The sequence below is a fragment of the Novosphingobium barchaimii LL02 genome, from assembly GCF_001046635.1.
GTDB classification, from domain to species: Bacteria; Pseudomonadota; Alphaproteobacteria; order Sphingomonadales; family Sphingomonadaceae; genus Novosphingobium; species Novosphingobium barchaimii.
Genome location: NZ_KQ130454.1, coordinates 549,060 through 573,213, shown reverse-complemented (window position 1 = coordinate 573,213; position 24,154 = coordinate 549,060). Strand labels below are relative to the sequence as shown.

Here is a 24,154-nt window from a genome sequence, read left to right as displayed (position 1 = left end):
TCGATCACCTAGCGCGGTGGAGGTGGCAGGTCACGGCCTCGTAAGTCACTTCGCATCCAGTTTGGGGAGATTTGGCAGTTTGGGGAGATCTGGCAGTTTGGGCGAAGCGCGCCATGACGCGGCGCAGCTGCGCGGGTGAAAGCGGGCGGTGGCCGGGATGTGAAGTGCCTGCGCCGATGGCCTTGAGCGCGCGCAGGAAGGCGCGGGGATCGGCGTGACGCTCTATATGTTCCTCGACGATCAGCGCTTCGGGCGCCAGCGCGGCGAAGCCTTCGACGGAGGCGAATACGGGCGTGCCAGGGGCAATGCCTTCCGCCTCGTGGGCGGCGCGCCACTGCGCGAAACTGCCGGGGCCAAGCGTGGTGACCATCAGGTGCCCGCCCGGCGCCAGCCACCCGGCCATGCGGGCGAGCGCAGCGGGCGCGTCGTCGAACCACTGCGCGGCAAGGCTGGAACAGATGAGGTCGAACGGCCCGCCTTCGGGGACGCCGCGCTCACCGTCGAGCAGGGCAAAGCGCAAGGAGCGGCCCTGCTGCATCGGCGCCATGCGGGCACGGCAGCGTTCTACCATTTCGGGCGCGATGTCGGTCACCAGCCAGTCGCCGCCGATGCCTGCATCCACCAGCGCGCCGGTGAGGAAGCCGGTGCCGCAGCCGATTTCCAGCACGCGCGGCGCGGCAGGCAGGTCCAGCGCGGCAATGCGGGCGGCAAGGCGATCGGCCACTTCGCGCTGGACGCGGGCCTGCCCGTCATAGTCGGGGGCGGCGGCGAAGGCGCTGCGGATGCGCGCGCGCTGGTCCGGATGAGAGGGGATCACGCCACCCCCTCGACCATGCCGCGCACGGCGGCCGCGCAAAGTTCCGGCGCTTCGAGCGGGAGCAGGTGGCCGCCTTTGTCGTGGATCATCCGGCTGATCCTTGCGCCGGCGAAGGTGGCCTCGCGCATGGCCGCCGGCAGCAGGGGGTCGCGCCCGCCGTGCAGCGCCAGCACCGGTACGCGCGGGATCGGCGGAGCGGCATCGCGCAGGCGCAGGAGGTCGGCGTGGAGGCGGGCCGGGTCGATTTCGTCCTCGCCGAAAGTGGCATCGCTGCCGCAGCTGCGGTGAAATTCGGTGAGCACGGCGCGCGGCTCGATCTCGAAGCGGCGCAACATCCGGTCCAGCACGCGGACGGGCACGCCGGGTCGTCCGGGCAAGGCGGTGAAGCGCTCGAAGCCATTGATCGCGATGATGCCCGCCAGTCCCGGCGGCGGGGCGGCGAGTACGCGCATGGTGCCGAAGCTGTGGGTCACCGCCACGAAGGGGCCTTCGATGCGGGGTTCGTGCGGGGCGCCGAAATAGCCGCAGTCGTCGATGGCATGGGGCCAGGCGGGCAGCAGCGCTGCAAGCGGTGCCCAGAACGTGCTGTCGAAGCCCCAGCCATGCGCGAAAAGCAGCTTCACCGATGCGCCTCGATTGCCGCGAGTAGGGCGTCGATATCAGCCGGCGAATGGCCGGCGCGCAAGGCAAGGCGAAGGCGGCTGGTGCCGGGCGGCACCGTCGGCGGACGGATCGCGGAGGCCAGGAAACCGGCCTGTTCCAGCCTTGCGGACAGTGCCATGGCCTCGTCCTCGGCGCCGATCATCGCCGGTACGATCTGGGTCGAGGATGCGCCATGGTCGAGGCCCAGGCGGGCAAGCCCGGAGCGCATGCGGTCCCCCAATGAGGCAAGGTGCGCGCGCTCGGCATCCATGCCGGGCACGAGGTCGAGAGCGGCATCGATCGCGCCCAGCACCGCGGGCGGCGGCGCGGTGGTGAAGACGAAGCCGCTGGCGGCGTTGACGAGGTAGTCGATCAGCACCTGCGAGCCGGCGACATAAGCGCCGAAGCCGCCCAGCGCCTTGCTGAACGTGCCCATGACGAGGTCTACCCGCCCCGGTACCAGCGCGGAAAGGCCGCGCCCTTGGGGCCCAAGGACGCCGGTGGCATGGGCCTCGTCGACGAACAGTGCTGCATCGTGGCGTTCGGCGATCCCGGTGAGGCGCGCGATGTCGATGCGGTCGCCGTCCATCGAGAACACGCTTTCAGTGAGGATCAGGCGCGCGGATGCAGCTGCGCCTTTTTCCGCCAGCAGCGTTTCGAGGTGATCGAGGTCGTTGTGGCGGAAGCGGTGCTGGCGAGTGCCCGCCATCGCAAGGCCCGCGTGCATCGAGGCATGGATCAGCCGGTCGGTAAACACCGCCGCGCCCTGTAATGCCGCCAGCAGCGCGGGGATCACCGCCGCATTGGCCTGCCAGCCGCTGGCGAAGATCAGCGCGGCCTCGCAGTGCTTGAAGGCGGCGATACGGGCTTCCAGCGCCAGGTGTGCCTCGCTGGTGCCGGTGACCAGCCGCGATGCGCCCGATCCCGCGCCGTGCGCCGCTGCCCACTGGCCCGCGCGCTGCACCAGCAGCGGATGCCGGGCAAGCCCGAGGTAATCGTTGCTGGAAAAATCGAGCATTTTGCGCCCGCCGCGTTCCACCCGCCCTTCGGGGAGCAGCGCGGCGGTGCGCAATGTCCGGCGTTGCCCGGCGCGCTCGATCCGCGCCAGCGCCGTCTCGAGGTGTGAATCGAGCCTGCTCATGATCCGCCCGGTATGGCAAGCTGGCCCATGGCACAATGGGCGGGGCGCGCTTTGCCGGGTATCACGAGTCCGCGCGTTACGGCGCTACTCGCCTTGCGCCGCCTTGGCCGCCTCGCTCTTGTCCAGTTCCTTGCGCGAGATGCCCAGCACCTTGGCGAGCTTGGCTTTCTCTGTGTCGGAGAGGTCGCCGTAATGGCGCGGCGGCGGCATCTGTGCGGTGGCGGCCTTCACCTTTTCGGCGATGGTGGGCATCATTTCCATGAACTTGGGCATGAAGGCCTGCATCTTCGTCATGACTTCGGGTGACATCATGATCATGTACGATTCGGCGGCATAGGCCTTGCCGGTCGGCGTGGCGAAGAAGGTGTTGAGATCGCGCAGCTGGGCCGTGTCGAAGCGGATCGCATAGGCAGTGGCCAGGCCGTCACGGATTTCCGGTTCGAATTCGGTCATCAATGTCGCCATTTCGGCCATCATGGTGCGGGTGGAGACGCGCATGCGTTCCTTGTAGGCGGGGTCGTAGATGGCCATGATCTCCGCCAGCGAGGCGGTGCCCAGCTTTTCGGTGTCCACGCCGCTGATCCCGGCCAGGTCCTTGACCGGCATCTGCATGGTGGAATCCATGATGGAGTCCATCATCTTGTCCATCGTGCCGTTCATCAGCCGCGCGTAAGTGCCCAGCGGGAAGATGTAATCCACCGTCTGGCGCGCCGCTGCGAGGCGGGCGGGGTCGGCAGGCGCGGCAGCTGCGGCAGAAGCGGCAGGCTCGGCGGCGAAGGCCGGGGCGGCGGCGCAAAGCAGGGCCGCACAAGCGGAGGCAAGCATAGGACGGATCACGGATATTCCCCTCAAGATCGCACGAACGCGGCAGGGCGCAGGCATAACCCGTTACACGCATGGGGAAAACGAAAAGGAGGGTTGGTCGGAAAAACGGCTCGGAAGGGGGCTGCAGGGAGGATTTCTTGGCGCTCCTCCCTGAAGCGATCAGGCTTCTTACAGCCCGGCCTGCAGCAGCCATTCGTGGAAGATGCGCACGGGGCGCGATTCCAGCGACTTGGGGCGGCAGACGAACCAGTAGCGGTAGGGGCTTTCGACGTCGATGTCGTAGAGCCGCGCCAGGCGGTTGTCGTGGGCACGGCGGAAGTGGTCGTCGTGCATGATGGCGATGCCCAGCCCCTGGGCCGCGGCTTCCAGCACCAGCTGACCCGAATCGAAACGGTCGACCGAGGCCGGATCGAGGTCGGGCAGGCCGATCGCGTCCTTCCATGCCTCAAGGCTGTCGGGCAGGTCCTGGTGGATCAGGAAGGTCTGGCGGGCCAGCATCGCCTCGTCTGGCGTGGAGCCGAGTTCGGCGGCCAGCTCGGTTGAGGTGAAGGCGTAGACCTTGTTGTGGTCCAGCTGCACCCGGTAATACTGCGGGTCCGGTTCCTTCGCGAGGATGATCGCGGCGTCCAGCGTGTCGCCCACGCGGTCTTCCAGATGGGCGCCGGTGTCGATGTCGATGTGCAGGCGCGGGTGCAGTTTACGCAATTCCGGCAGGCGCGGGAACAGGCGCTGACCGCCGAACAACGAAGGCACACCCAGATGCAGCCGCAGCACCTGGCCGCGATCGATCTGTGCTTCCACCGCCTCGGCCAGCTCTTCCAGCTTGGGACCGATGGCGTTGTAGAAGGCCAGACCCTCGTCGGTGAGCTTCATCGCCTGGTGCTGGCGCGTGAACAGGCGCTTGCCGGTGAAATCCTCCAGCGCGGCGACGCGGCGCGACAGCGCCGAAGGGCTGAGCGCAAGCTCATTGGCGGCGGCCTTGGCGGAGCCAAGGCGCACGACGCGCACGAACGCTTCAAGCGCGCGCAGGGGGGGGAGACGGCGTACAGGCAATTTTCTGTCTTTTCACTCACATATGGCCACCGCCCGCAGATGCGGCGGCGACGATTAATTTGCCTCTCTCTCCAATTCTTCCACCGGCGGATGCAGCCGCAGCCGGGTGACGTGTCGTTCGTTGCCGTCCGTCACCTCGATCCGCCAGCCGCTGTCATGCTCCAGGATCGACCCTACCTGGGGGACCTGCTCGGCCAGAACAAATGCAAGGCCGCCGAGAGTATCGACGGCTTCCTCGACTTCGGCGAGCCGCGGATCGATCCGCCGCGCCACCTCGTCAAGTTCTACACGGGCGTCCGCGTCCCACATACCTGCATCTATTGCAACCAGCAAATCCTCGGGGGCGTCGTCGTGTTCATCCTCGATATTGCCGACGATCTCCTCGACAAGGTCCTCGATGGTGATGATCCCGTCAGTGCCGGTGTACTCGTCGATCACTACGGCAAGGTGGACGCGCTGCGCCCGCATGTCGGCCAGAACGTCGAGCGCGCCGCGCGACTGGGGTACGTAGAGCGGCTGGCGCATCAGCGAAGTCCAGTCCTCCGGCGGCGCGATGCCGCGCGCGAGCAGAGGGAACACGTCCTTGATATGGATCATGCCTTTGATCTCGTCGAGCGTCTCGCCGTAGACGGGCAGGCGGCTGTGGCCGTGCTCTGCGAAGGCTTCGATCACCTCGGCCCAGGTGGCGGCGGCGGGGATCGCGATGATTTCGCCGCGTGGGATCGCCACGTCGTCGGCATCGTGCTCGCTGAAATGTAGGAGGTTACGCAGCATCTGGCGCTCGATCGGGGAAAGGTCGCCCTTCGAGGCGGATGCCCCGTCGCTATCGCCTTCGTGGTCGTTGATGACCTCTTCGATTTGCGCCCTGAGTGACTGGTCGCCGTCGCCCTGGAAAAGCCGGCGGAAAGCACGCCAAAGCGTGCCGCTACTGTCGCCTTCTCCCGAGCCTTGCTCGGCATGGCGGCCATTGTCGGCCATCTTGCTTGATTATCCCTACTGAATGAAACGGTCCCCATATGGGTCGGGAATGCCGAGAATCGCAAGTGCCTTTGTTTCGAGCGCCTCCATTGCCTCTGCCTCGGCTTCTCCGATCTCATGATCGAGGCCGGCCAGATGCAGCAGTCCGTGGATGATGAGGTGGCTGGCGTGGTGCTGCACCGGCACGCCTTTTTCCGCTGCCTCGCGGGTGCAGGTCTCGCAGGCGAGGGCAAGGTCGCCCAGCATTTCGGGCGGTCCGTCTTCCGCGAGATCCAGCAGATCGTCGCGCTCCAGCATGGGGAAGGACAGCACGTTGGTCGGCTTGTCCTTGGCCCGCCATTCGCGGTTGAGGACGTGGACCTCGGCGTCGCTGGTGAACAGCAGGCTGGCTATCAGGCGCGGATTGTCCAGTTCCGGTGCGACCTGCACCAGCGCTTCGAGCGCGGCCTGCGCAAGGTCTGCCCAGTCCGTAGCCGGGGCCCAGGGTTCTTCGATGTCGATTTCGAGGTCCATGGGCCGGCCCTTAGCGGGTGGGAGGGGTGAGAGGAAGCGGGATGCCCGCTTCCTTCTCGTTCATTCCGCCGCGTTCATTCCGCTTTGCCCTCGTAAGCCTCGACGATGCGGCCCACGATCGGGTGGCGCACCACGTCGGCGGCGGTGAAACGGCTGACGGCGATGCCGTCCACCCCTTCGAGCCTTGTCACGGCGTCTGCGAGGCCGGACATGCGCTCACCGCCGGGGATGTCGATCTGCTTGGGATCGCCGCACACCACCATCCGGCTGTTCTGGCCGAAGCGGGTCAGGAACATCTTCATCTGTTCGCGCGTGGTGTTCTGCGCTTCGTCGAGGATGATGAAGGCGTCCGCCAGCGTGCGGCCGCGCATGAAGGCGATCGGTGCGATCTCGATCTCGCCATTGGCGAGGCGGCGTTCCACCTGTTCGGGCGGCATGCAGTCGTAGAGCGCGTCGTAAAGCGGACGCAGGTACGGATCGACCTTGTCCTTCATGTCGCCGGGCAGGAAGCCCAGCTTTTCGCCTGCTTCCACAGCCGGGCGCGACAGGATCAGGCGCTGGACCGAGCCGGTCATCAACTGGCTGACCGCCTGCGCCACCGCGACATAAGTCTTGCCGGTGCCTGCCGGACCCAGCGCGAAGATCACGTCGGTGCGGGCAAGCGCGCGCATATATTCGATCTGGGCCGCGGAACGCGGCACGATCGTTTTCTTGCGCGTGCGGATCATGATCGGCGCTTCGCCGGTATCGCCGCTGATGATGCCTTCGAGGGTGGGTTCGGAGGACATGGCGATCAGCGATTCGATGGCGCCGGCATCCAGGTTCTGGCCCATCTCCAGCCGATGGTACATGCCCTTGAGCGTGTCCCTGGCGCGGGCGACGGAATCTTCGGGGCCTTCTATCTGGATCTTGTTGCCCCGCGCGGCGATGTAGACGCCGAGGCGGTTTTCCACCTGCACCAGGTTCGAATCGAATTGGCCGAATACGGCTCCCAGCAGCGTGGGTTCGTCGAATTCAACCTCGACTCGTGCCCGACGGTGAGTCTCTGGGCGGAACTGCGCCGGATCAACGACGCGTGCTGCTTTGCGGGCCATGCGCTCCTTTCGATTTTCGATTGAGGATGCTTTTCGTTCTACCGTGAAGATGGCTCCACACAGCGCCGCAGGCAAGGTGTGAGGATCACGTTTTTTTTCGGTTCGTCGGGGATAAACATGCGGTTTGGCGACAAATCGACATGCGCTCCGGCAACTGTCGCAGGGGTGCGACACTTATGTCCCCACGCTGCATGCTATGTTCCCTGACCGTTCAGGGGGCGGCGGGCAGTTTCGAAAACAGAAGGCCGGTCCGCAACGCTCTACGAAAAGGGCACGGTCCTGAAAAAAAGAAGGAGACTATTCATGCGCAAGTTCTTCATCGCCGCGATCGCCGCGAGCGTCGCGCTGCCCACCCTGGCGGTTCCCACCATGGCTTCCGCCCAAAGCGCCCGCGAAGTCCGCGACAGCCGCCGCGACGTTCGCGAGGACCAGCGCGACTTGCGCCAGGCCAAGCGTTACGGCGATCGCCGCGACGTTCGCGATGCCCGCCGCGACGTGCGCGATTCGCGCCAGGAACTGCGCGAGGACTGGCGCGACTATCGCCAGAGCCACCGCAATGCCTACAAGCGCCCCGCCTACGTCGGCCCGCGCGGTTATGCCTATCGCCCGGTCGCGGTGGGTCACCGCTTCGACCGCGCCTATTACGGCGATCGCTACTGGGTGCGTAACTACTCGGCATACCGCCTGCCCGCCCCGCGCGCCGGCCACCGCTGGGTCCGCTATGGCAACGATGTGGTGATGGTGAACACCCGCACCGGCCGCGTGGTCACTTCGCACAACAGCTTCTTCTGGTAAGCCCACCGGCCTGCCAATAGATGAAGGCGGCCCCGGAGCACTCGCTCCGGGGCCGCTTTGCATGTCAGGCGGCAAGCCATTCGCGCAGGGCTGCATTGACTGCCTGCGGTTGCTCCATCGGTGCCATGTGGCCGCAGCGGGGCACCTTGCACAGCACGGCTCCGGGGATCGCGGCGGCCATGGCACGGGCGTGGCGGGGAGGAGTAGTGCGGTCCTCGGCGCCCACCATCACAAGCGCGGGAACCGTCACGGCGGCAAGGGCCGGCAGCATATCGGCCCGTCCGGCGATGGCGGTCTGTTGCCGCTCGAACGTATCAATCCCGACGCGCAGCGCCATCGCCACCACCTGTTCCCCGATCGCCGGATCGGCACCAGGATGGATCAACAGGCCGAGACTACCGCGCAGCACCCTCTCGAAGCCGCGTTCGCGGGCCGTGCGCACCGCTGCGCGGCGCAGGGCGGCATGATCGGCGTCGTCCGCTTCGGCGCTGGTGTCCAGCAGGGCGAGGCGGGTGACCCGTTCGGGGGCCAGGCGCATCACTTCCATCGCCACGTAGCCGCCCATCGAGAAGCCGGCGAGAGCAAAGCGTTCGGGCGCGCCGTCCAGCAAACGCCGGGCCATCGCGGTGATGCTGTCATCCGACAGGGTATCGGCCACGGTCATCGCGGCCACGTCGGCCAGCCCGTCGACCTGCGCAGCCCACAGCGCCGCGTCGCAGGTCAGGCCGGGGACGAGGATCAGCGGCTGGCGGGCGTTTTGGCGCCCGCTCACGCCGCCAGCATGGCAAGCCGCGTGCCGGCGAGGCTCTTGGGACCGGCGCTGGTGATCTCCACCGGCACCAGCTGGCCGATCTCGGCCTCGCCGATGAAGTGGATCGACTGCAGCCACGGCGACTTGCCCAGCCACTGACCGGGCAGCTTGCCGCGCCGTTCGACCAGCACTTCGCAGGTCTGCCCCACCGAGGCGGCATTGAAGGCAAGCTGGTCACGGTCCACCGCCGCCTGCAGACGCAGCAGGCGCTCGTGCATCACCTCATCGGGCACATGGCCGTCCATCGTCGCCGCCGGAGTGCCGGGGCGCGGGCTGTACTTGAAGCTGAAGCACTGCGAATACCGCACCGCGTCGACCAGCTTCAGCGTATCCTCGAACTCGGCCTCGGTTTCGCCGGGGAAGCCGACGATGAAATCGCCCGACAGCGCGATGTCGGGCCGCACGGCGCGCACGCGCTCCAGGATTTTGAGGTAGCTATCCACCGTATGGCTGCGGTTCATCGCTTTGAGCACGCGGTCGTTTCCGGCCTGAACCGGCAGGTGGAGGAACGGCATCAGCTTGGGCGTGTCGCCGTGTGCGTCGATCAGCGCCTGCGTCATGTCGTTGGGGTGGCTGGTGGTGTAGCGGATGCGGGCCAGGTCCGGGATCGCCGCCAGTTCGCGCACCAGTCCTTCGAGGCCGACCGTCTGGCCCCTGGCGTTCTGGCCGGTCCAGGCGTTGACGTTCTGGCCCAGCAGGGTGATCTCGCGCGCGCCGCTTTCCACCAGCCGCTGCGCCTCGTCGACCAGCGCCGCGTAAGGGCGCGATACTTCGGCGCCGCGCGTATAGGGCACCACGCAGTACGTGCAGAACTTGTCGCAGCCTTCCTGCACGGTGAGGAACGCGGTGGGACCGGAGCGGCGGCGGCGGGGCAGCGAGGCGAACTTCGTCTCGGCCGGCATGTCGGTATCGGTGACGCGCTCGCCGGCGCTGGCGGCGCGGACCATCTCGGGCAGGCGGTGATAGGCCTGCGGGCCGACCACCATCTTCACCGCAGGCGCGCGGGCCATGATTTCCTCACCCTCGGCCTGGGCGACGCAGCCGGCGACCGCGATCAGCGGACTGGTGCCGTCATCGCGCTTGAGGCGGCCGATGTCGTGATAGACCTTTTCCGCCGCCCGCTCGCGGATGTGGCAGGTGTTGAGCACGACGAGATCGGCGTCCTCTCCTTCCGGGGCGGGGGCGATGCCCTGCTCGGCCAGCAGTTCGGCCATGCGGTCGCCGTCGTAGACGTTCATCTGGCAGCCGAAGCTCTTGACCCGGTAGGTCTTCGGAGGAGTAATAAGCATGGACCGGCCCGTTAGCGTAAAATCGCGGGGTTTGACAGGGGCGGGGTTGCGCTGTGTTTCGGGGGGCTTCGACAAGCTCAGCCTGAGAGGGGGGAGGGGCTCCTTACCATTATATAACCTGAACCCGCTCAGCCTGAGCTTGTCGAAGGCCCCGGCGGGTAACACCCAACCCCCGGTTTACCCGCTGCAACACACAAACCATGCCAGCCTGTTCCCCTTTCGCCGTACATCCGCTAATCGCGCGCATCATGAGCAAGACGCAGACCCTTTACGCCGCCTTCACCGGCCACCTTCACGCCGCGCTCGATGCGCTGGAAGCAGCCGGCTCGCTGCCGGCCGGCCTGAAGCGAAACGCGATCACGGTGGAGCCGCCGCGCGATGCCTCGCACGGTGATCTGTCGACCAATGCCGCGATGGTGCTGTCCAAGCCCGCCGGCATGAAGCCGCGCGATCTGGCGGAGGCGCTGGTGGCGCAGCTGACCAAGCTCGAATCGGTGACTTCGGCCGAGATCGCCGGTCCCGGCTTCATCAACCTGCGCTTGTCGCCCGCTGCCTGGCTGGCCGAACTGCGCGCCATCGGCGAACTGGGGGCGGATTACGGTCGTTCCACCATGGGCGGCGGCAGTACCGTCAACGTCGAATACGTCTCGGCCAACCCGACCGGCCCGATGCACATGGGCCATTGCCGCGGTGCGGTGGTGGGCGATGCGCTGGCCACGCTGCTCGAATATGCCGGGCACAAGGTCACCAAGGAATACTACGTCAACGATGCCGGCGGGCAGGTGCAGGTGCTCGCCCGCTCCGCGCACATCCGGTACCGCGAAGCGCTTGGCGAGGACGTCGGCGCGATCCCGGAAGGGCTGTACCCCGGCGAATACCTGATCCCGGCCGGGCAGGAACTGGCCGCCGAATTCGGGGACAAGTATGCCGCCGCGCCCGAATCGGAATGGCTGGCGCTGTTCCAGGCCAGGACCGTCGCCGCGATGCTGGTGATGATCCGCGCCGATCTTGCGCTGCTGGGCATCCACCATGATCTGTTCAGCTCCGAGGCGGAGCTTCAGGCCTCCGGCAAGCCCGACGAGGCCGAAGCGTGGCTGCGCTCCAAGGGCCTCGTCTATGACGGCGTGCTGGAAGCGCCCAAGGGCAAGACGATCGAGGACTGGGAGCCGGTGGAATTGCCGCTGTTCAAGTCGACCCAGTTCGGCGACGATCAGGACCGCCCCATCAAGAAGTCCGACGGCACCTGGACCTATTTCGGCGCCGACCTCGCCTATCACTTCCAGAAGGCGCAGAGCGCGGACGCGCTGGTGGACATCTGGGGTGCCGACCACGGCGGCACCGTCAAGCGCATCAAGGCGGCCGTTGCCGCGATGACCGGTGCGGATGGCGATCCCACGCCGTTCGAGATCAAGCTGGTCCAGATGGTGCAGCTGCTGCGCAACGGCGAGCCGGTGAAGATGTCCAAGCGTTCGGGCAACTTCGTGACGCTGGCCGATGTGGTGCAGGAAGTGGGCAAGGACGTGGTGCGCTTCACCATGCTGACCCGCAAGCCCGAAGCCCAGATGGACTTCGACTTCGCCAAAGTGGTCGAAGCCTCGAAGGACAACCCGGTGTTCTACGTGCAGTATGCCAATGCCCGCGTCCATTCGACGCTGCGCAAGGGCGTGGCGGAAGGCGGTTTCACCCCTTCGCCCGAGTATGTGGAACTGCTGGGCGAGGAAGAACTGGAACTGGTCAAGCTGGCCGCGCAGTTCCCCCGCATCGTCGAGGCCGCCGCGGCCGCGCGTGAGGCGCACCGCATCGCCTTCTTCCTCGGCGATCTGGCCGCAGCCTTCCACGGGTACTGGAACCTGGGCAACGACCGGGTGGAAAAGCGGTTTGTTAACGCCGCCGACGCTAACCTGACTGCGGCGAGGCTTTTCCTCGCTGTGCAGATCGGGCAGGTTGTCCGCAATGGCCTCGCGCTTCTGGGCGTCGAGGCGGTGGAGGAAATGTAGGTTATGGCGGGCGCTGACGACGGCTACATCCCCCGGCCGGAAAAGAAGAACCCGGTCTTCGGTACCGGTTCGCCGACTGAGCCGTACTTCGAGAAGGTGGGCGAAGCCGCGCCATTCGGTTCGGCCTTCGAGCAGCCGCGCCCCGTCGACCGCCAACTCGATCTGGGCGAGGAGGAGGTTCGTCTCCCCTGGCTCGAAGGCGACGACGAGGAATATGCGGACGAAAAAGCCGGCATCGGACAGGGCGTGCTGCTGGGTATGCTGGGTCTGGCCGCACTGGTGCTGATCGGCGGGGCGGTGTTCTGGGTGGTGAATAGCCGGCCGGAACAGCCGCTGGTCGCCGATGGCGGCGTGATCGCAGCGCCCAAGGAACCCTACAAGTCGCGCCCCGAAAATCCAGGCGGCGAAGTGGTGGCCGGGACCGGCGATACCAGCTTCGAAGTCGCCGAGGGCCAATCGCGCGCTCCCCAGATCGCGGGCCGCGCCGAAACGACGGGACCGGGTTTTGAAACCGCTGCGGTGCCTTCGGCCAAGCCATCGCCTGCCGCTGCTCCTTCGGCAGCGCCGGTTGGGGGCGTTGGTGTGCAGGTGGGCGCTTATGCCTCGCGGGAAAAGGCGGAAGCCGGCTGGGCCACGCTCAAGACGCAGTATGAACCGCTTGGCGGCATCAGCCACCGCGTGGTCGAGGGCAGGGCCGACATCGGCACCGTCTACCGCCTCCAGGCCGTTCCCGGTGACGGTGCCGCGGCGCGCGCGCTGTGCAGCGGCATGAAGGCTGCCGGGATGAGCTGCCAGATCAAGAACTGATACCAAAGCCTGTGCGGCGCTTGAGCATCTACCAAGTCTGAGGGGGCAGCATCTCAGGGATTTGGGATAACCGACGCCCGGCCCTCCTTTGCGAAGGAACTGGGCGGCGTGAGGCTCACTTTGCAGAAACGACCCGGACGATAAGGTCTTCCAGCTTACGCGGGTCGACCGAGAGCACGACTGTCGCCTTCACCTCGCCCAGGCCCGGCTGATAGTGTTCGCGCCACGACAGGGTGTCGCCGTAAGCCGCACTGAACTGGGTGTCATAGTCGACGTAGAGGTCTTCCTTTTCGGTGACGATGGCCGGGTCGAGGAAAACGGCGGCGGCGATCTCGTCCCATAGCGGAAAGCCCGGCTCCAGCCCGGCGATCAGTTTGCCCAGGGCCGGACTGGCGGCCTTGGCGGCGCGGTCCAGCAGCTTGCGGCTGAGCTGGGTCGCCGTCGACGGATCGGCGGGCACCACGGTGATCTTCTTCCACGGCGCGCGCGAGACGATGCTGGCGGCTTCCGGGTCGAAGCGGATGTTGAATTCACGGCGCGGCGAATTGGCGAATTCACGCGCGAATTCTACGGCGGACCGGTCATCCAGTACGCGGTGCGGGTTGAAGCTGCCGCCCATGTAGACCAGCCCCTTGGCAAGCCCGGCAAATTCGGGGTCGAGGCGCTGAGCCAGCGCCAGGTTGGTCATCGGCCCGCCTTCGACGATGGTGACCTGGCCGGGATACTGGTGGACCATGCGGATCATGAACAGGGCCGCCATCTCTGGCGATGCCTTGGTCGTGGGGGCGCCCCAGGGCAGGTTGGTCAGGTCGTTGGGGCCGTAATAGGGCGGGGTCGACTGCTGGGTGGGCTCGGCCCACTGCTTCATCCACGCGCCCTTCCATGTCAGCTTGCCGTACAGCGCTTCCCAGCGTTCCGTCGCCTTCTCGGTGTTGACCAGGGGATAGACCGCGCCTTGTGCCACCGGCACGTCGGTGCGGCCCATCACTTCCAGCCCGCGAAGCTGCATGGCCGCACCGCGCGGCGACCACAGGTTGCCTGACACGCTGGTGACGCCGAGAACCTCGACGCCGGGCGCATTGAGCAGCATCATATGCATGAGGGAAAAGCCCTCATCATCGATGATGATCTTTTCCGCCTGCGCGCGGGCGGGCGCGGCCACCAGCACCGCCGCCGCCAGCAGAAGCGAGGAAACGGCGCGGATCAGGGAGTGCCTGGAGTTCATCTATTGTCCTTGTTGCGCGAAGGCATGGCGCAGCCGCCCGCGCATCGATCGCCCCGATGGGCGGGCCCGCGCGGTAGGGCCATGAAGAAAGGGCGCCGGATGACCGGCGCCCTTCGCTTTGTCAGAAGTTGAAGCGGACTTCCCCGCCGATGATGCGCGGTTCGTTCAGCATCGCGGTCAGGTTGTTGAAGTCGATCGCGCCGACGACGCGGATCTGGTTGGTGATGTTGCGGGCGAACGCCGCAACCTCGTAGCCCCGCTTGTTGTCGCGGTAACCGGCGCGCAGGCCGCCTTCGAGGAAGGCCTTGCCCGTGAACTCGACCGAATCGTACAGGAAGAGGTTGATCTTGCTGCGGTAGGACCAGTCCGTATAGGCGAAGATCTCGTTGTCGTTGCCCAGCGGCACGGCATAGCGCAGCGTCGCATTGCCGATCCAGCGCGGGGCCTGCGGCAGGCGATTGCCGTTGATCGAGGCCAGCGTGGTCCCGCCGACGGTGACCAGCGGATCGGTGACGGTGCAGCCACCGCCGCAAGGCGCGACGTAGAGGTCGCGGTCCTTCAGTTCGGTGTGGTTGTAGCTGCCGCCCAGCGTCAGCACCAGGTTCTCGATCGGGGTGGCCGAGAACTCCGCTTCGGCGCCGTAGCCGATCGCCTTGCGGGCGTTCATCAACTGCGTCACGTTCGTGCTGCCGCCGACGGCGGTGAGCTGGATGTTCTTCGTGTCGAAGTAGTATCCGTCGAGTGCGAAGCTGAACAGGCCCGGCTGTTCGCCCTTGAAGCCGATCTCGTAGGAGGTCGTCGTCTGCGGCTTGGCCATCGTCGCGACGCCGGCGGCGGTGTCGTTCTTCAGGGCCGCGCCAAGGTAACCGGAGGCCACGCGGGCATAGACGCTGGTGAAGTTCGACAGCTTGTAAGTCGCGCTGCCGTCCCACGACCACTTCGAACCCTTTGCCGAGCCGGTCGAGATGCCGGTGGCGGCATCGATGTCGTCGCCGTTGACCAGCACGCTGAACCGCTTGTCATGCGACCAGCGCACGCCGCCGCGCAGGATCAGCGAATCCACCGGGGTGTACTCCACCGAACCGAAAAAGGCGTAAGTCTCGTTGTCGAGGTGTGCGATGCTGGTGGGCGTATAGGAATTGGTGTTGGACCAGGAACCGCTCTCGTTCTCGAGGTTCTGGTTGAAGTAGTAGGCGCCCGCCTGGAAGCTGACGTCGCCGAACTTCTTCGAGGCGAAGCGCAGTTCCTGCGAGAATTCCTTCGGCGTGGTGGTGCCGCCGGTCTGCACCTGGAATGGTACGATCCCCGGGAAACCGCCGTCGATGTCCCCGCGCGAGAACACGCTGGCGCGCTCCCATGCCGTGATCGAGTAGAGCGAGCCAAGGCCGTCGAACTCGTAGCTGGCCTGGACGTTGGCGCCCCAGCTTTCCAGCGTCTGCGGGTTGGAGCCGTTCTGGGCGGTATGTTCGATGTCGTAGCCGTCGACCAGATCGTTGGTGCCCGGCTTGATCGCATTGGCGCGGAACAGGCGCGCGGTGCCCTTCAGCGAACGGGCATGGGCGTTGACGAGGATGTCCAGCGGGCCGTCCTCATACTCGAACTGGATGCGTCCGGCGTAGTCCTGATAACCCTCGAACTTGCGCTCGTTGATGGTCTGGGCGTAGTCGTTCTTCACCCAGTCGTCGCGGCGCTGGACGAGGCCGGCAACGCGAAAGCGCAGCTTGTCGGTCAGCGGCGCACCCACGGCGGCTTCCAGGTTCACGGTGTTGTAGGTAGCCCAGGATGCGCTGACGTGGCCGTCCAGTTCCTCGGACGGGCGCTTGGATGTCAGCTTGACCACGCCGGCCGGGGTGTTGCGGCCGAACAGGGTGCCCTGCGGTCCCTTGAGCACTTCGACGTTTTCAAGATCGAAGGCCGGGAAGGCCTTGAGCATCGGGCTTTCCAGCGCGACGTTGTCATAGACCACCGAAACCGGCTGCGCGGCGTCGGCGCTGAAGTCGGTATTGCCCAGGCCGCGGATGTAGAAGCGCGGGAACGTGCGGCCGAACGAGGATTCGATCTGAAGGCTGGGCACGCGGGCGGACAGGAAGCGGATGTCCTGGCCGCTGGAGTTGAGCACGTCCAGCTTTTCGCCCGAGAGCGCGGAGACGGCGATCGGCACGTCGACGGCGCGTTCCGAACGGCGGGTCGCGGTGACGACGATGCCGCCATCGGCGAAGCCCTCGTCCACGGATGCGGCGGGCGCGGCCTCCTGCGCGATGGCGGGAACGGCACAAGCCGCCGTCACGGCAAGGACCGACACTGCCGTAAACCGGCGCAAGCGAGCAGAATTCATGAATACCCCTGAGATCAGCTATATTTTTTAGCGTTTGGCCCGATAGGCGCTCGGGGCAAATCCAGCAAATGCAATGATGTGCACACACCGTTGCCAAAAACACTGCGGCATTTTTGGCACTGGGGGGAGGGGGCTGCGCGGCGGCGGCCAACTTCTTGCGCTCACTCGCGAATTCTGCCGGGGAGGAAGAAAACTGCCCGATCTTACTCAGGGCGTGATCCATCCTCCGGAAGTACCGTAAGGCCCCCGGGGATGGATCGATAACGAATGCGATTTTCAGATGGCGTTAGACGTCGAGGTTGGCGACGTTCAGCGCGTTTTCCTGGATGAAGTCGCGGCGCGGTTCGACGATGTCGCCCATCAGGCGGGTGAAAATCTCGTCGGTAACGTCTGCGTCTTCGACCTTCACCTGCAGCAGGATGCGGTTGTCGGGGTCGAGCGTGGTTTCCCAAAGCTGCTCGGCGTTCATTTCGCCAAGGCCCTTGTAGCGGGCGATCGACAGGCCCTTGCGGCCGGTGGCCAGTACCAGTTCGAGGAGCTGGCTGGGACGGGTTATTACCTCGTCGCCCTTGGTCAGGCGCACCGCGACCGGCTCGTTCGCTTCTTCGTCGGCAGATACTTCGGCTTCCGGCTCGCTGGTTTCCGCGACCGCGCTGGCGCGTACGAAGCGGGCGCTGCCGGAATAGACATCGGCATTTTCCGCAGCAAGGCGGGCAAGCTTGCGGCCTTCCGCGCTGGTGAGGAAGGCGGCTTCGATCTTGTGGTGGTCGGTCACGCCGCGCCACAACCGCTCGATCTCGACGTTGCCGTCTTCGGTGAGGGCGGCGCTCCAACGGGCTTCGGTGTCGCCGCGTTGCAGCCAGGCGGCGGTTTCCGCCAGGGCGGTGCGCCGCTCATCGGCGCCAAGGTCGGTTTCGAGCGCACCCGACAGCGCCAGCGCCTCGATCAGCACCGGATCGTAGCGGCGCGGGATGAAGGCCATCAGGTTGCGCATGCGGATCGCGTGCTCGACCAGTCCTTCGAGGTCGCGCCCCAGGCGCGCACCGCCCGAGGTTTCGAGCACACGGCCATTGGTGCCCGCTTCCACCAGATAGCGGTCGAGCGCGGCGGCGTCCTTGAGGTAGACTTCCGAGCGGCCCTTGGCGACCTTGAACAGCGGCGGCTGGGCGATGAACAGGTGGCCCGAGCGGATGATCTCGGGCATCTGGCGGTGGAAGAACGTCAGCAGCAGGGTGCGGATGTGCGCACCGTCGACGTCTGCGTCGGTCATGATGACGATCTTGTGGTAGCGCAGCTTGCCCAGGTTGAAATCGTCGCGGATGCCGGTGCCCATGGCCTGGATCAGGGTGCCGACTTCCTTGGACGAGATGATCCGGTCGAAACGCGCGCGCTCGACGTTGAGGATCTTGCCCTTGAGCGGCAGGATCGCCTGCGTCTTGCGGTCACGGCCCTGCTTGGCGGAGCCGCCTGCGGAGTCGCCCTCGACCAGGAACAGTTCGCACTTGGACGGATCGCGCTCCTGGCAGTCGGCCAGCTTGCCGGGCAGGCTGGCGATATCCATCGCGCCCTTGCGGCGGGTCAGTTCGCGGGCGCGCTTGGCGGCTTCGCGGGCGGCGGCCGCGTCGATGATCTTCTGGACGATCGACTTGGCGTGGCCGGGGTTTTCCTCAAGCCACTCGTTCATGCGGTCGGCCATCAGGCTTTCCAGCGGCTGGCGCACTTCGGAGCTGACCAGCTTGTCCTTGGTCTGCGACGAGAACTTGGGATCGGGCAGCTTGACCGAGACGATCGCGGTCAGGCCTTCGCGCATGTCGTCGCCGGTCAGCGTGACCTTCTCCTTCTTGAGGAGGCCGGTCTTTTCCGAATAGTTGTTGAGCGTGCGGGTCAGCGCGGCGCGGAAGGCGGCCAGGTGGGTGCCGCCGTCACGCTGCGGGATGTTGTTGGTGAAGCACAGGACGTTCTCGTAGTACGAATCGTTCCACTCCAGCGCGACATCGATGCCGATGCCGTCGCGCTCGGACGAGATCGCGATGGGTTCGGCCAGCAGCGCGGTCTTGTTGCGGTCCAGATACTTCACGAAGGCGCCGATGCCGCCTTCGTAGAACAGGTCGTGTTCCTTGGTTTCCTCATGGCGGTTGTCACGCAGGAGAATACGCACGCCCGAGTTGAGGAAAGCGAGCTCGCGGTAGCGGTGCTCCAGCTTGTCGAAATCGAAGTCGAGGACGTTCTTGAACGTATCCGTCGAGGCAAGGAAGGTTACGCGCGTTCCCTTCTTGAAGCCCTGTGCGTCGGGGTTCTGCTCAACCTTGGGTGCGGGGCCGGTGACGACGAGCGGCGCCACGGCATCGCCGTGCGCGAACTTCATCCAGTGTTCCTCGCCGTCGCGCCAGATCTTCAGCTCCAGCCATTCCGACAGCGCGTTGACCACCGAGACGCCGACGCCGTGGAGACCGCCCGAGACCTTGTAGGCGTTGTCGTCCGAGGTATTCTCGAACTTACCGCCCGCGTGAAGCTGGGTCATGATGACTTCGGCGGCGGAAACGCCTTCCTCGGCATGGATGCCGGTGGGGATGCCGCGGCCGTTGTCTTCCACCGAGACGGAGCCGTCGGCGTTGAGTTCGATCAGAACGAGGTCGCAGTGCCCCGCGAGCGCTTCGTCGATGGCGTTGTCGGAAACCTCGAACACCATGTGGTGCAGGCCCGAGCCGTCGTCGGTATCGCCAATGTACATGCCGGGGCGCTTGCGGACCGCGTCGAGGCCCTTGAGCACCTTGATCGAGTCAGCGCCGTACGCGTTCTGGTTCTTGCCGTTTTCGGGCCGGGTATCATCAGTGCTAGCCATGCCGAGCATATAGGGTTTGCGCCCGCGTAACCCAAGCGAAACCGGCGCGGGCGTGGGTCTTTTCCACAAGGGTGCGCGCTTGGACCTGCGCAGGGCCGCACCGGGGGAGTGCGAAGGGCCGAATGCGATCGGCGGCACGGTCCCCGTGGCGACTGTCACAGCGTCATTGCCGGGCGGGTCAGGGTCTTGTTTGGGCCGAATTCACGGGCGGGCGGTTATTGGGGCCGATCCGAACGGGTTTTGGTGCCGATGCGGATCGGTCCGTCTCGTCTGGGGCGCTGGTTGTCCCGAATGACCCGGAGCGAGGGATGCTTTTCGCCGGGCACGCGTTTCGACTGCGTAACCCACTAAGACGAGCGTGAGACGAAACCCCGTGACAGTGCAGCAGGCCCACCTCTGGGGCATCAAGGCGGCCCAGGAAGGGTTGCCCATTTCCAGCAATCCCTATCGAAACCCTGAATCCCGCGCGGCATGGGAGGCCGGCCATCGCAGGGATATCTTCGCTCCGCGCATGCACCGGGTGGCTTGGGGACTCGATTGAGCCCGTCCGACTGGGCTGACTGGAAACGCAAAAAAGGCGGCCTTGCGGCCGCCCTTCTCGTGGGTTTCGGTTCCCTACCCAAATCTCGGGCCCGGCACAGGGCTTTCGATTCAGGCGCCTGAAATCAGGCCAGGGTAAGCGCGAAGGCCAAGGCGCTGGCGCCAAGGGCTGCGGCAAAACCGAACGTCCGGTGGACGATGGTCATTGGTATGCTCCTGCAAACACTTTTTCATTTTATCGCATGCACGGCGCTTTTGGTCGCTCATGTTGCAATGCGGCAAATAGGGCTGCGTAAAAATTGCGCAAATTCAAAAGCAGCAAGCCCGGTTGCATATTTCACAATTATGACAGTCGTTACTTGCAAGGCGCTCAAGCTGAATGAAGCTGAAAGTCGTACGCTGTAAGGTTTCTGGGTCGGTGGCAAAGTCTGCAACTCAGCATTTTTTGCCCGCTCGCGCTGGTTGGTGCGAATTCGGTTAAGGGCGGGAAATCGCGGTTTGCCTAATTTTTAGGCATCCGTGGTCAGGCGCCTCCGAGCATCTTGCGAAGAGAGGGTGAATCCCTGGCAGGCCATGTGTGGCTGCACGCCTCGGAAACAAAGGGTTTCACCTCGGCGGATTATCGCTGGGGCTGGACAGAAAACGCGCGCGCGACTAGTGGCCCGCCATGAATATCCAGTCCTCCGAATCCGTCCTGATCGTCGACTTCGGCAGCCAGGTGACCCAGCTCATCGCGCGCCGCGTGCGTGAAGCCGGTGTCTACTCCGAAATCGCGCCCTTCAATGCCGCTGAGGAAGCCTTCGCGCGGATGAACCCGACGGGTATCATCCTGTCCGGTTCGCCCGCCTCGGTGCTTGATGATGGCGGCCCGCGCATCCCCGACGTGATCCTCGAAAGCGGGCGCCCGATCCTGGGCATCTGCTACGGCCAGCAGTCGCTGATGCACCAGCTCGGCGGCGAAGTGACCGGCGGCGACGGCGGCGAATTCGGCCGCGCCTTCATCGAGATCGAAGATGAGTGCGCGCTGTTCAACGGCTTGTGGAACCTCGGCGAGACGCATCAGGTGTGGATGAGCCACGGCGACAAGGTGACCAGCCTGGCCCCCGGCTTCCGTCCGGTCGCCTCCAGCCCCGGCGCGCCTTACGCGGTGATCGCGAACGACGAGAAGCGCATCTACGCCATGCAGTTCCACCCCGAGGTGGTTCACACCCCGGACGGCGGCAAGCTGCTGAAGAATTTCGTGCGCCACGTCTGCGGCATGTCCGGCGACTGGACGATGGCGGAGTTTCGCAAGACCAAGGTGGAGGAAATCCGCGCCCAGGTTGGCGACAACCGCGTGATCTGCGGGCTTTCCGGCGGCGTCGATTCGGCTGTTGCTGCGGTCTTGATCCACGAGGCGATCGGCGATCAGCTCACCTGCGTCTTCGTCGACCATGGCCTGATGCGCATGGGCGAGGCCGAACAGGTCGTGTCGCTGTTTCGCGGCCACTATCACATCCCGCTTGTCCACGTTGATGCCTCCACCCTGTTCCTCAAGGGTCTGGAGGGCGTCACCGACCCCGAAGCCAAGCGCAAGTTCATCGGCAAGACCTTCATCGACGTCTTCGAGGACGAGGCGAAGAAGATCGGCGGCGCCCAGTTCCTGGCACAGGGCACGCTGTACCCGGACGTGATCGAATCGGTCAGCTTCACCGGCGGCCCTTCGGTGACGATCAAGAGCCACCACAACGTCGGCGGCCTGCCCGAGCGCATGGACATGAAGCTGGTCGAGCCGCTGCGCGAACTGTTCAAGGACGAAGTGCGCGCGCTGGGCCGCGAACTGGGCCTGCCCGACGTGTTCGTGGGGCGCCACCCGTTCCCCGGACCTGGCCTTGCCATCCGCATCCCCGGCGAAGTCAGCCGCGATCGCTGCGACATCCTGCGCAAAGCGGACGCGGTCTACCTCGAGGAAATCCGCAACGCGGGGCTCTACGACGCGATCTGGCAGGCTTTCGCGGTGCTGCTGCCGGTCAAGACCGTGGGCGTCATGGGCGACAGCCGCACGTACGACAACGTCTGCGGACTGCGCGCGGTCACTTCGACCGACGGCATGACCGCCGACATCTACCCCTTCGACGCCGCGTTCCTGAGCCGGGTCGCGACCCGGATCATCAACGAGGTCAAGGGCATCAACCGCGTGGTCTACGACTACACCAGCAAGCCCCCCGGCACGATCGAGTGGGAGTAACCGTCACTCCCGCTTCGCCTGCGGACCGCGACGATGTCGTGGCCCTGTGGCGCGAGGCGGGGTTGACGCGGCCATGGAACGATCCCGTGGCCGATTTCGACCTGGCGCTGGCCGGCCCGGCATCCGCCGTGCTGGCGGCGCGAGCAGGCGGCCGGCTGGCTGGCAGCGTTATGGTTGGTTTCGACGGCCATCGCGGCTGGGTCTATTACCTCGCGGTATCGCTTACGCAGCGGGGCGAGGGGCTTGGCCGCGCACTTATGCAGGCAAGCGAGCGCTGGCTGGAACAGCGCGGTTGCCCCAAGATCCAGCTTATGGTGCGCGGCGACAATGCCGATGCGCGGGGCTTTTATGCCGCACTGGGATATGACGTTCAGGACGTCGTGACGATCGGGCGCAGGCTCGGCGGCAAGGTGTAGCCGCGTCTGCAGCGCCGTGACGATCCACCGGGCGGCGGGCGACAAACCATGCTTTTTGAACATTGTCCTTGAGCTTTATTAGCCCCGCGTGCGACGAATGGAAAAACTGAGGTGTGGGATTCCGCTCGCGGTGCTGTCATCAAGGGCGGCGGATGGCGGCGAACTTGCCGTTATCCTGGGTCGCGGGATAACATTTGCATCGAAAGTCGCGGATATTAGCCGCGGCGAGCGGGTGGCTTCGAAAAGGAAAGTACGGATTGGGCGTGTCGACTATTACGCTGGCTATGATGCTGGCGAGTGTGGGGCCGACTTCCCAGGACGACGGTGACGTCATAGCGGTGCGCGAGGCGCCGATGCTTGCCCTCGCGCAGCAGGCGGTGCCGGCTGCCCCGGCGCCTTCCGCCGTCGCGGCGCAGCCGGTGGAGGAACCCGCCCCCGCGCTTCCCGAGGCGCAGACCGGAACCGCGCCGCCACCGGCAAATGTCCCGGCGGGCGTTCCGACTGGCGCCCCGGCGCCTGCGGAGGGCGAGAATGTCATCATCGTCAACGCCAGCCCCCGCCATATCCGCGCCGATCCGCTTTCGGCGATCAACGTGGCCACGTTCGAGGCGGTCAATGCGGTGGACAAGGCCGTGGTCGCGCCGGTGGCCGGGAATTACGAGAAAATCGTCCCCAAGCCGGTCCGCAATGGCCTGCGCAACGTGCTTATCAATCTGGCCGAGCCGATTGTCTTCGTGAACTACCTGCTCCAGTTCAAGCCGGGCAAGGCGCTGGAAACGCTGGGCCGTTTCGGCATCAACAGCACCATCGGCGTTGCGGGGCTGTTCGACATGGCCAAGCGCAAGCCTTTCCACCTGCCCTATCGCCAGAACGGTTTCGCCAACACGTTCGGCTATTACGGCATCGGTAACGGGCCTTACCTGTTCCTGCCGGTGCTGGGTCCGACCACGGCGCGCGATCTGGTGGGCCGCGTGCTGGACCTTTCGATCGTGCCAACCATTTTCGGCAGTCCGTTCAACAAGCCGGCTTATTCCATCGGCACGGGCACGGTGAAGTCGCTGAACGACCGCGTCGAATTCGACGAGCAGATCGCCGCCAACCGCGCCGCGGCCGATCCTTATGTGGCCACCCGCGACTTCTACCTGAAGCGGCGGCAGGCCGAGGTGGACGCGCTGCACAGCGCTGAATACCGCGCCCGGAAGGGCATCCCCGATCCGGTTCTGCCGACGATCCCGGCGCACGTGAACGACAACGCCCCGGAGGGCAGCGACGCCGCGCGGCCGACCGTGTCCATCCCCAGCTCCACGGGCATGGCCCCGGCCGCCCCCGCACCGGAAGCGCCGGTATCGGGTACGCCCGCTCTGCCCCCGGTGCCGGAAACGGTCCCGGCGCCCTAAGCCGGTCGGCGGCGCCACGGCCAGTCGGTGACGCCGGCGGCCCACAGGGGCCACCAGATCAGCACCGGCTGCAGCGCCAGGCGCGGGATGTGGTAGCCAAGGCCCAGACCGTGGCCAGGCTTTGCCATGTCGATCAGCATATGCTGGACGTTGGCGGGCCACACGCACAGCGCATAGGCGGCAAGGCCCCAACCGGCGGCCCGGCGCAAAGCGGGCGACAGCGGCTGGAGCAGTCCGGCGGCTCCGGCGATCTCCGCAAGGCCGGTCAGACAGACCACCCATGCGGGGAAGGGCACCCACGGCGGCACGATGCCAAGGAACGGCGCGGGCATGGCAAGGTGGAGCACGCCGGCCGCCGCGTAGAGCAAGGCCAGCACGGTGCGGGAAAAGGTACGGCGGTTCATCGGATG

20 protein-coding genes are annotated in these 24,154 nt (G+C 65.8%); 6 read left to right on the top strand and 14 right to left on the bottom strand.

Annotated elements, in window-relative coordinates; translation table 11 throughout:
* Positions 1–4: 4 nt before the first annotated feature.
* From V474_RS13210 to V474_RS13175, 8 genes are all read right to left on the bottom strand, one after another.
* Positions 5–817: a methyltransferase domain-containing protein gene (locus V474_RS13210; protein WP_059151918.1), complete on the bottom strand. Its 813-nt coding sequence runs from the start codon at positions 815–817 to the stop codon at positions 5–7.
* A complete protein-coding gene (locus V474_RS13205; protein ID WP_059151917.1) occupies positions 814–1,440 on the bottom strand; it encodes an alpha/beta fold hydrolase in 627 nt (208 codons plus the stop codon). The genes V474_RS13210 and V474_RS13205 overlap by 4 nt, the downstream gene beginning before the upstream one ends.
* Entirely contained in the window at positions 1,437–2,600 is a 1,164-nt protein-coding gene (bioF, locus tag V474_RS13200; protein WP_059151916.1) for an 8-amino-7-oxononanoate synthase, read from the bottom strand. Before bioF ends, V474_RS13205 begins: the two co-directional genes overlap by 4 nt.
* A gap of 84 nt (positions 2,601–2,684) precedes the next feature.
* Entirely contained in the window at positions 2,685–3,437 is a 753-nt protein-coding gene (locus tag V474_RS13195) for a DUF2059 domain-containing protein (RefSeq protein WP_236711256.1), read from the bottom strand.
* A 156-nt stretch (positions 3,438–3,593) separates the two neighbouring features.
* Positions 3,594–4,478 carry a LysR substrate-binding domain-containing protein gene (locus tag V474_RS13190; protein ID WP_169795066.1) on the bottom strand — a complete coding sequence of 295 codons (885 nt, stop codon included), beginning with the start codon at positions 4,476–4,478 and terminating at the stop codon, positions 3,594–3,596.
* A 54-nt stretch (positions 4,479–4,532) separates the two neighbouring features.
* Positions 4,533–5,456, bottom strand: coding sequence for a hemolysin family protein (locus V474_RS13185; protein ID WP_059151915.1), 924 nt, complete (start codon positions 5,454–5,456; stop codon positions 4,533–4,535).
* 15 nt (positions 5,457–5,471) lie between these two features.
* Positions 5,472–5,969 carry an rRNA maturation RNase YbeY gene (gene ybeY / locus V474_RS13180; RefSeq protein WP_059151914.1) on the bottom strand — a complete coding sequence of 166 codons (498 nt, stop codon included), beginning with the start codon at positions 5,967–5,969 and terminating at the stop codon, positions 5,472–5,474.
* A 74-nt stretch (positions 5,970–6,043) separates the two neighbouring features.
* Positions 6,044–7,063 carry a PhoH family protein gene (locus V474_RS13175; RefSeq protein WP_043978946.1) on the bottom strand — a complete coding sequence of 340 codons (1,020 nt, stop codon included), beginning with the start codon at positions 7,061–7,063 and terminating at the stop codon, positions 6,044–6,046.
* 303 nt (positions 7,064–7,366) lie between these two features.
* Between V474_RS13175 and V474_RS13170 the strand changes: the two genes are divergently transcribed.
* The gene (locus tag V474_RS13170; protein WP_059151913.1) at positions 7,367–7,858 is read left to right on the top strand and encodes an RcnB family protein; all 492 of its coding nucleotides are present in this window, start codon (positions 7,367–7,369) and stop codon (positions 7,856–7,858) included.
* Between the two features lie 64 nt (positions 7,859–7,922).
* On the opposite strand, the gene V474_RS13165 is transcribed toward V474_RS13170, so the two are convergent.
* Positions 7,923–8,630 carry an alpha/beta fold hydrolase gene (locus V474_RS13165; RefSeq protein ID WP_059151912.1) on the bottom strand — a complete coding sequence of 236 codons (708 nt, stop codon included), beginning with the start codon at positions 8,628–8,630 and terminating at the stop codon, positions 7,923–7,925.
* Positions 8,627–9,958 (bottom strand): tRNA (N6-isopentenyl adenosine(37)-C2)-methylthiotransferase MiaB, encoded by a 1,332-nt coding sequence (gene miaB, locus V474_RS13160; RefSeq protein WP_059151911.1) that lies wholly within the window; start codon positions 9,956–9,958, stop codon positions 8,627–8,629. Before miaB ends, V474_RS13165 begins: the two co-directional genes overlap by 4 nt.
* 248 nt (positions 9,959–10,206) lie before the next feature.
* Here miaB and argS point away from each other — a divergent pair, with 248 nt between their 5' ends.
* Positions 10,207–11,955 (top strand): arginine--tRNA ligase, encoded by a 1,749-nt coding sequence (gene argS / locus V474_RS13155; protein WP_059152148.1) that lies wholly within the window; start codon positions 10,207–10,209, stop codon positions 11,953–11,955.
* Between the two features lie 3 nt (positions 11,956–11,958).
* Positions 11,959–12,762 carry an SPOR domain-containing protein gene (locus V474_RS13150; protein WP_059151910.1) on the top strand — a complete coding sequence of 268 codons (804 nt, stop codon included), beginning with the start codon at positions 11,959–11,961 and terminating at the stop codon, positions 12,760–12,762.
* Positions 12,763–12,877: 115 nt separating this feature from the next.
* On the opposite strand, the gene V474_RS13145 is transcribed toward V474_RS13150, so the two are convergent.
* The 3 genes from V474_RS13145 to gyrB form a co-directional block, all read right to left on the bottom strand.
* Entirely contained in the window at positions 12,878–13,987 is a 1,110-nt protein-coding gene (locus V474_RS13145; protein ID WP_059151909.1) for a nucleoside hydrolase, read from the bottom strand.
* A gap of 121 nt (positions 13,988–14,108) precedes the next feature.
* Complete coding sequence (locus V474_RS13140; RefSeq protein ID WP_059151908.1) at positions 14,109–16,322, bottom strand: TonB-dependent receptor; 2,214 nt, start codon at positions 16,320–16,322, stop codon at positions 14,109–14,111.
* Positions 16,323–16,608: 286 nt separating this feature from the next.
* A complete protein-coding gene (gyrB, locus tag V474_RS13135) occupies positions 16,609–19,164 on the bottom strand; it encodes a DNA topoisomerase (ATP-hydrolyzing) subunit B (protein ID WP_059152147.1) in 2,556 nt (851 codons plus the stop codon).
* Positions 19,165–20,371: 1,207 nt separating this feature from the next.
* Here gyrB and guaA point away from each other — a divergent pair.
* The 3 genes from guaA to V474_RS13120 all read left to right on the top strand — a co-directional run bounded on the left by guaA (position 20,372) and on the right by V474_RS13120 (position 23,744).
* Positions 20,372–21,931, top strand: coding sequence for a glutamine-hydrolyzing GMP synthase (gene guaA / locus V474_RS13130; protein WP_043978929.1), 1,560 nt, complete (start codon positions 20,372–20,374; stop codon positions 21,929–21,931).
* Positions 21,922–22,347: a GNAT family acetyltransferase gene (locus V474_RS13125; RefSeq protein ID WP_059151907.1), complete on the top strand. Its 426-nt coding sequence runs from the start codon at positions 21,922–21,924 to the stop codon at positions 22,345–22,347. Before guaA ends, V474_RS13125 begins: the two co-directional genes overlap by 10 nt.
* A 263-nt stretch (positions 22,348–22,610) precedes the next feature.
* Positions 22,611–23,744, top strand: a complete 1,134-nt coding sequence (locus V474_RS13120; RefSeq protein WP_236711253.1) for an MlaA family lipoprotein — start codon at positions 22,611–22,613, stop codon at positions 23,742–23,744.
* On the opposite strand, the gene V474_RS13115 is transcribed toward V474_RS13120, so the two are convergent.
* A complete protein-coding gene (locus tag V474_RS13115; protein ID WP_059151906.1) occupies positions 23,741–24,148 on the bottom strand; it encodes a DoxX family protein in 408 nt (135 codons plus the stop codon). The two genes, V474_RS13120 and V474_RS13115, sit on opposite strands and share 4 nt — an antisense overlap.
* Between the last annotated feature and the right edge of the window lie 6 nt (positions 24,149–24,154).